The organism is Streptomyces silaceus, from assembly GCF_001419745.1.
Taxonomy (GTDB): domain Bacteria; phylum Actinomycetota; class Actinomycetes; order Streptomycetales; family Streptomycetaceae; genus Streptomyces; species Streptomyces silaceus.
Genome location: NZ_LIRJ01000404.1, coordinates 1 through 7,329, shown reverse-complemented (window position 1 = coordinate 7,329; position 7,329 = coordinate 1). Strand labels below are relative to the sequence as shown.

General features: G+C 73.7%; 5 protein-coding genes and 1 pseudogene. 4 read left to right on the top strand and 2 right to left on the bottom strand.

Annotation, left to right across the window (positions count from 1 at the left end):
• Both AOK22_RS43155 and AOK22_RS31565 read right to left on the bottom strand, forming a co-directional pair.
• Positions 1-336 (bottom strand): annotated as a pseudogene (locus AOK22_RS43155) (hypothetical protein); the annotation flags it as partial.
• Positions 337-493: 157 nt separating this feature from the next.
• Positions 494-1,882: an NsdA family TPR-like regulatory protein gene (locus tag AOK22_RS31565; RefSeq protein WP_055702142.1), complete on the bottom strand. Its 1,389-nt coding sequence runs from the start codon at positions 1,880-1,882 to the stop codon at positions 494-496.
• Positions 1,883-2,220: 338 nt separating this feature from the next.
• On the opposite strand from AOK22_RS31565, the gene AOK22_RS31560 reads away from it, so the two are divergent.
• From AOK22_RS31560 to AOK22_RS31545, 4 genes are all read left to right on the top strand, one after another.
• Entirely contained in the window at positions 2,221-2,880 is a 660-nt protein-coding gene (locus AOK22_RS31560; RefSeq protein WP_055702141.1) for a bifunctional DNA primase/polymerase, read from the top strand.
• Positions 2,881-2,961: 81 nt separating this feature from the next.
• Entirely contained in the window at positions 2,962-3,741 is a 780-nt protein-coding gene (locus AOK22_RS31555; protein WP_237773396.1) for an ABC transporter ATP-binding protein, read from the top strand.
• Positions 3,738-5,363 carry a hypothetical protein gene (locus AOK22_RS31550; RefSeq protein WP_055702139.1) on the top strand — a complete coding sequence of 542 codons (1,626 nt, stop codon included), beginning with the start codon at positions 3,738-3,740 and terminating at the stop codon, positions 5,361-5,363. The genes AOK22_RS31555 and AOK22_RS31550 overlap by 4 nt, the downstream gene beginning before the upstream one ends.
• Before the next feature lie 464 nt (positions 5,364-5,827).
• Entirely contained in the window at positions 5,828-7,201 is a 1,374-nt protein-coding gene (locus tag AOK22_RS31545) for a PAS domain-containing protein (RefSeq protein WP_055702138.1), read from the top strand.
• Positions 7,202-7,329: the final 128 nt, after the last annotated feature.

Here is a 7,329-nt window from a genome sequence, read left to right as displayed (position 1 = left end):
GCCCTGGGCGCCGTAGCCCTGGCTGTCGTAGCCCTGGGCGCCGTAGCCCTGCTGGGGCGTGCCCTCCGGGGGCAGCGGCTGGGCCGCGGGCTGCTGCGGGGTGTCCCACGCCTGGCCCTGGCCGTACGTGTGACCGCCCGGCGGCGGGCCAGCCGACTCGGGCCCCCAGGGCTCGCCCCACGGGCTGCCGCCCGTCGGGGCACTGTGCCGGCCCGCGGTGCCGGGAAGCAGCGGCGCGCCGCCGTCCGCGGGCAGCACGACGCCCTCGTGGGCGGGCCGGGCCGCGGGCTGCTGCGGATCGGAGGAAGCAGCGCCCTGACCGCTCTGCTGCGTCACCGGGACTCCTACGAATGGGGGACCTACGGAACCGTCGGGTCACGCTACCGGGTCGCCACATCCCTCTGCCACGCAGCTCAGAACGCCGCCCTCCGCTCAGGGGCCGCAGTAACGAAACCTCCCTCCCTGACGCTGTTCAGTGGTGCGTTCGCGCGTCTCACGCCGCCTGGATGTCGACGCGCGCCCCGAACTCCCGTACCACCGGCTCCTCCCGGTACGGCTCAAGGCGCTGCTGGAAGTCCTCCAGATACTCCGCGCCGCGGTTCGACCGCAGCGTGCCGAGCAGTTCGACGGCCTTCAGGCCCGTGTGACAGGCCTGTTCCACCTCGCGCCGCTGCACCTGGGCCGTGGCAAGCAGGACCAGGCCGATCGCGCGGCGCCTCGCGCGCGTCTCGGGGTGCCCGTCCAGGGACTCCTGGGCGCTGCGCGCCGCCGCGTCCGCCTGCCCCAAGTCGCGGTGGCAGTGCGCCATTTCGTCGGCCAGATAGGCGTGGTCGAAGTGCCGGATCCACACCGGGTCGTCGCCGGATTCGCCCTCGCCCGCCGCCCGGTCCATCGCCTCGACCGCGCGGCCCGCCACGGCCTGCGTCGCCCGCGCGTCGCCGAGCAGCGCGTGCCCGCGCGCCTCGGCGGCGTAGAACATCGCCTCCGCGCGGGGGGTGGCCCGGCCGCGCGTCCCCTCCTGGGCGGCCCTCGCCAACTGCGCGATCTCGCGCGGGTTCCCGAGCTGGGCGGCGAGGTGGCTCATCGACGCCGCGAGCACATATCCGCCGTACCCCCGGTCGCCCGCCGCCTGGGCCAGGCGCAGCGCCTGGATGTAGTAGCGCTGGGCGAGGCCCGGCTGGCCCGTGTCGACCGCCATGTAGCCCGCGAGCTCGGTCAACCGGGCGACCGCGGCGAACAGTTCGCGCCCGACCGCCTCGCGGTAGGAGCCCGCGAGCAGCCCGGAGACCACGGAGTTGAGGTAGTGCACGACGACCGGCCGCACATGGCCGCTGCCGAACTGGTGGTCCAGCTGCGTCAGCGCCTCCGTCGTCGCCTTGACGGCCGCCACGTCCGACATGCCCACGCGCGGGCCCGCCGTCCGTCCGACCTGCGGGTCCGGCGCGGAGATCAGCCAGTCGCGGCTCGGCTCGACGAGCGCGGACGCGGCGACCGACGAACCGGACAGGAAGTCGCGGCGACCCACGTCGCTGCGCCACAGCTCGCAGACCTGCTCGATGGCGCCGAGGACCGTCGGCGAGAACTGCAGGCCCACGCCGGAGGCGAGGTTCTTGCCGTTCGCCATGCCGATCTCGTCGATGGTGACGGTCCGGCCCAGCTTGCGGCCGAGCGCCTCCGCGATGATGCCGGGGGCCCGGCCGCGCGGCTGCTGCCCGCGCAGCCAGCGGGCCACCGATGTCTTGTCGTAGCGCAGATCGAGTCCGTGTTCCGCTCCGCACATGTTGACCCGGCGGGCCAGTCCGGCGTTGGAACAGCCGGCTTCCTGAATGAGCGCCTGCAGCCGTTCGTTGGGCTGCCGCGCGACGAGAGGCCTGGCGGCCATGGCGTACCCCCTGTGTGCACCGTGGACCATCGTTGGGGACGGCCGTCGCGGGCCGCCTCAGGATGATCAATGCCCTTGGGGCAAGGCGAAGATGCACCACTAAAGAAGCAAATGAAACCATGAAGAACGACAAGTGCGACTCTGTCCGGACCTGTCGTTCCGCCGGCTTCCTCCGAGACATCCTCCGATTGCCCTTGACCTGGCTACCCGCACCCGGAAGCCAATCCCCATGCGCGCCCCCACGCGTGCTCCCATGCGCCCCGCTCGCAGGATCGATGCTCCTCCTCCGCCCTCGCGTGCGCCCGTAACCCGAGGTGGCGGCGGGAGTTGAGAACTGCGTGGAAGAGACCATCGGAGTCACGTCAGCCGCGCAGATCCCGAAGCAGCGCGGAGAGGCCTTGCTGGATATCGCCGTGCGGTACGCGGAAGAGCGTCACTGGGACGTGTTCCCCGGGACCTGGCTGGAATCCGCCGAGGGCACCGAGCAGTGCTCGTGCGGGGACACCGCGTGCGCCGTACCCGGCGCACACCCCGCGCGCGAGGACTGGGCGACCCAGGCGACCGGCAGCGCGACCGTGGCCCGGCGGCTGTGGCAGAAGCAGCCCAAGGCGTCGATCCTGCTGCCGACCGGGCGCACGTTCGACGCGATCGACGTGCCCGAGACCGCCGGGTTCCTCGCGCTCGCCCGCATGGAGCGGATGGAGCTCACACTCGGCCCCGTGACCTGCACGCCGGACCGCCGCATGCAGTTCTTCGTGCTGCCCGGCGCGGCGGCCAAGGTCCCCGACCTCGTCCGCAAGCTGGGCTGGCCGCCGGCCGCCATCGACCTGGTCTCGCTCGGCGAGGGCGCGTACGTCGCCGCTCCCCCGACCCGCTTCGGTGCCACGGGCGCGGTCCAGTGGGCCTGCCGCCCCACGGCCGCCAACCGCTGGCTCCCGGACGCGGAGGAGATCATCTCCCCCCTGGCGTACGCGTGCGGCAGGGAGGCGCGCCGGTAGCCGTGCCGGGCAACTCCCGGTCGACGTGACGCCGCCCGACGTAGGGTTTCGAGCACGGGCCGGCGACGGAGGGCAGTGGGCGTGACCGAGGCAGCACCAGCGGTACGGGTAACGGAGCTCTGGAAGCGTTTCGGTGAGCACATCGCGGTCGCCGGAATCGACCTCACCCTGCCCGCCGGGAAGTTCATCGGCCTGGTCGGCCCCAACGGCGCGGGAAAGACCACGACGCTCTCCATGGTCACCGGCCTCCTGAGGCCGGACCACGGCACCGTGGAGGTCGTCGGCCACGACGTCTGGCGGGACCCCGTCGAGGTCAAGGCCCGCATCGGTGTACTCCCCGAGGGCCTGCGCCTGTTCGAGCGGCTCTCGGGGCGCGAACTGCTCGCGTACACCGGAAGGCTGCGCGGCCTGCCCGGCGCCGAGGTCGACAAGCGCGCCACCCAGCTCCTGGACGTGCTCGACCTCGCGGGCGCCCAGCACAAGCTGGTCGTCGACTACTCGACCGGCATGCGCAAGAAGATCGGCCTGGCGGCGGCGCTCCTGCACAACCCGGAGGTCCTCTTCCTGGACGAGCCGTTCGAGGGCGTCGACCCCGTCTCCGCGCAGACGATCCGCGGCGTCCTGGAGCGCTACACCGCCTCCGGCGCCACGGTCGTCTTCTCCTCGCACGTCATGGAGCTCGTCGAGTCGCTGTGCGACTGGGTCGCCGTGATGGCCGCCGGCCGCATCCGCGCGCACGGCACGCTCGCCGAGGTGCGGGGCGAGGCGCGCTCGTTGCAGGAGGCGTTCCTCGAACTGGTCGGCGCGAACGGCCGCGACGCCGGCACCGACCTGGACTGGCTGGGCGGCGGCGCCCGGTGACCGCGCCGACGGCCGCCCCGCCCGCGGCGACCGGGACCCCGGGGATCACCCCCGTCCTCGTACGCCTGAAGCTGTCCCTCCTGCGCAACGGCCTGCGTCAGTCGGCGGGCCGCAGGGCCGCCTACCTCGCGTCCGTCACGCTGGCGCTGCTCGTCGCCGCGCTCCAGTTGCTCGGCCTGATCGCGCTGCGCGGCAACGAACACGCCGCCACCGTCTGCGTCCTGCTCGTCGGGGTGCTCGCGCTCGGCTGGGCGGTCATGCCGCTGTTCTTCCCGAGCGGCGACGAGACCCTCGACCCCACGCGCCTGGTGATGCTGCCGCTGCGCCCCCGCCCGCTGGTGCGGGCGCTGCTCGTGGCGTCGCTCGTGGGCATCGGGCCGCTGTTCACGCTCTGCCTGGCGACCGGCGCGACGATCGCGCTGGCCCACGGCGCCGCGGCGGCCGTCACCGGCGTGGTGGCCGTCGCGCTCACCGTGCTGGTCTGCGTGGCGCTGGCCCGCGCGGTCGCCGCCGCCAACACCCGGCTGCTCACCAGCCGCAAGGGGCGCGATCTCGCCGTCCTGAGCGGACTGGTCATCGCGATCGGCGCCCAGGCCGTCAACTTCGGTGCGCAGCGCCTCGGTTCCTCGGGGCTCGGCACGCTCGACCCGGCGGCGGACGTGGTGCGCTGGCTGCCGCCGGCCGCGGCGCTCGGCGCGGTGGACGCGGTGAGCGAGGGCGCGTACGCGACGGGTGCGGCCCAGCTCGCGCTCACGGCCGCGGCGCTGGTGGCGCTGCTCTCCCTGTGGCGGCGCAGCCTGACCCGGCTGATGACGACGCCGGACGGCTCGACGCTGGCCGCGGCGGAACCGGACAAGGGCTCCTCGCGGGCCTCGGGCGCCCTCGGCAGGCTGCTGCCCGCGGGCCGCGCGGGCACCGTCATGGAGCGCAGCCTGCGCTATGTGTGGCGCGACCCGAAGACCAAGGCGGCCTGGGTGACGTCCCTGGCCATCGGCCTGATCGTGCCGCTCTTCAACGCCCTGCAGGGCACCGGGTCCGTGTACTTCGCGTGCTTCGCGGCGGGGATGCTCGGGATCCTGATGTACAACCAGTTCGGCCAGGACACGTCGGCGTTCTGGATGGTGGCGACGACGATCTCCTCGACGCGCGACGCGTACGTGGAGCTGTGGGGCCGCGCGCTGGCGCTGCTCGCGATCACGCTGCCGTACGCCGCCCTCGTCACCGTCACCACGACCGCGCTGCTCGGCGACTGGGGCGCGCTGCCGGAGGTGCTCGGCCTGTCGTTCGCGCTGCTCGGCGCGATGCTGGCGACGGGCGCGTGGTCCTCGACGCGCTTCCCGTACTCGATCCCCCAGGAGGGCTACAAGAACGTGGCCCCCGGGCAGGCCGGGCTCGCCTGGATCTCGATCTTCGGCGGGATGGTCGCGGCGGCCCTGCTGTGCGCGCCGGTCCTGGCGCTGACGATCTGGCTGCACGTCTCGCAGGGCTCGTCCCTCACGTGGCTCGTGCTGCCCGTGGGCACGGCGTACGGGGCGGTGATCACGGAGGCGGGGATGCGGCTCGCCGCGCCGCGCCTGGCCCGCCGTCTCCCGGAGATCCTCACGGCGGTCAGCAAGGGCTGAGGCGACGGCCTCACCCCGGCTTCCGGAACGCAGGCGACCCGCGAGCCATGGTCCCCGCCGGACCGGACGGACCGGTGGCGGGGAGCCGGCCGGACGTACCGGCGGCTCGCGGGTCGGGTGACTGCTTTGGGATTGGGCCGGCTGCACGCTCGACTCGCGCGCTGGTCCGGCACCGCACTGGGTGTGGTGGCAGGCCGCTAGCCCGCAGCCACCTCTCGCGTCCGCAATGAAATCACTGCAGCAACACCTCCTTTCTCGAGTGATGCACACCTTAGGAAGCGCCGTCGCGCCGCTCAACCGGTTTTTTCGGAGGGCGCCCTCGGGGGCTCGCGGCGCGTGCGGTAGGCGTAGAGGTGGGGAGCGACGGTGGCACGACGATTTCTCCCCAAGTTCCGGGAACTACCTGTGGGGTGCGTCACGTTCGAGTTGAATGATCTGAGGACACGGCCTGCAGGGGGTTCCAGGTGAGCGCTTCTCGGCAGAGCGGAACTACTGACGAACTGGGTCCTGAAGAACCCGAGCCCGGTGGCGCCGAACTGCTCGCGGCGCTGCTCGACGGGATGGACGCCGCGCTGTGCGCCTTCGACGCCGACGGTGTGGTGACGCACTGGAACCGCGAGGCCGAGCGGGTGCTCGGCTGGTCCGCGGCGGAGGCCGTGGGACGGCGCGGGTTCTCGGGGTGGGCGGTCCGCGCGGCCGACGCCGGGGACGTCGAGAAGCGGCTGCTCTCGGCCATGGACGCGCCGGGGCGGCAGGTGCACGAGTTCGCGCTGCTGACCAAGGACGGCGGCCGGGTGCTCGTGCGGATGCAGTCCGCGTCCGTGCGCGGCGGGGACGGAAAGCCCGCGGGGGTGTACTGCGCCTTCAGTGAGGTGCACGCGCAGATAGACCTGGAGCGCTCGATCGCCCTGAGCGAGGCCCTCTTCGAGAAGGCCACGTGGGGCGTCGTGCTCGTCGACGCCGATCTGCGGCCCGCGGTCATGAACGAACACGCGGCGCGGGCCCTGGGGGTGGGGCGCACGGCCGCGCTCGGGCGTCCGCTGGCCGATCTGCTCGGGCAGGGCGTGGAGGAGCTGGAGAGCGCGCTGGCCCATGTGCTCGCCGAGGGGCCGCCGCCCGCGCCGGCCGAGCTGTGGGTGTCCGTGCGGGCCGGCGGCGGCCAGGAGGACGGCTTCGAGCGGCGGTGCTGGCGCAGCGGCTTCCTGCGGCTCGCCTCGCCGCTCACGGAGGAGCCCGTGCCGCTCGGGGTCGGCTGGCTCTTCCAGGACGTGACGGAGGCCAAGCAGACGGAGCAGGAGGCCACGCAACTGCGTTTCCGTTCGCAGCAGTTGCACCGGGCGGCGCGGGCGGCCGCGGAGTGCGAGGACCCGATGGAGGCGGCGACGGTCCAACTGGACTTCGCGCTCGCCGGCTTCGCCGACCACGCGCTGGTGGATCTGGTGGTGAGCGAGGAGCCGGTGCGGCTGGTGCGGGTCGCGGAGACGCCGGCGGGGCCGCCGGGGCCGTGCCTGCCGGTGGCGATGGCGGGGCTTCCGGTGCGCTACCCCGAGGGGCATCCGGCCACCCAGTGCGTGGCGCGCGCCGGGTCCGTCCGCGCGAGCGCGGGGGCGGCTTCGGCCGAGCGGCTCCGGGAGTGGGCCTCCGGGAGGCAGTGGCCCGCGGACTCCGTGCACGCGTTGTGCGCGGTGCTGCGGAGTCGGGGGCGGACGCTGGGGGTCGTGACCTTTCTCCGGGGCGGAGGGCGGGGCCAGTTCGTCCGCGTCGACGCGGATTACGCGGAGAGTGTGGCGGCGAGGGTGGCGTCAGCGCTTGATCTGGCGGGGCGCCTCCAGGGGTGACGTCGCGCTGTACGTCCCCCGGGGCCGCGGCCACCTTCATCGCCGCCCGGCACCGGGGTCCGTGCCCGCCTGCACCGGGCTGGGGCCTCCTTTGTCGCCACCCTGCGCCGGGGGCTGTGCCCACCCTT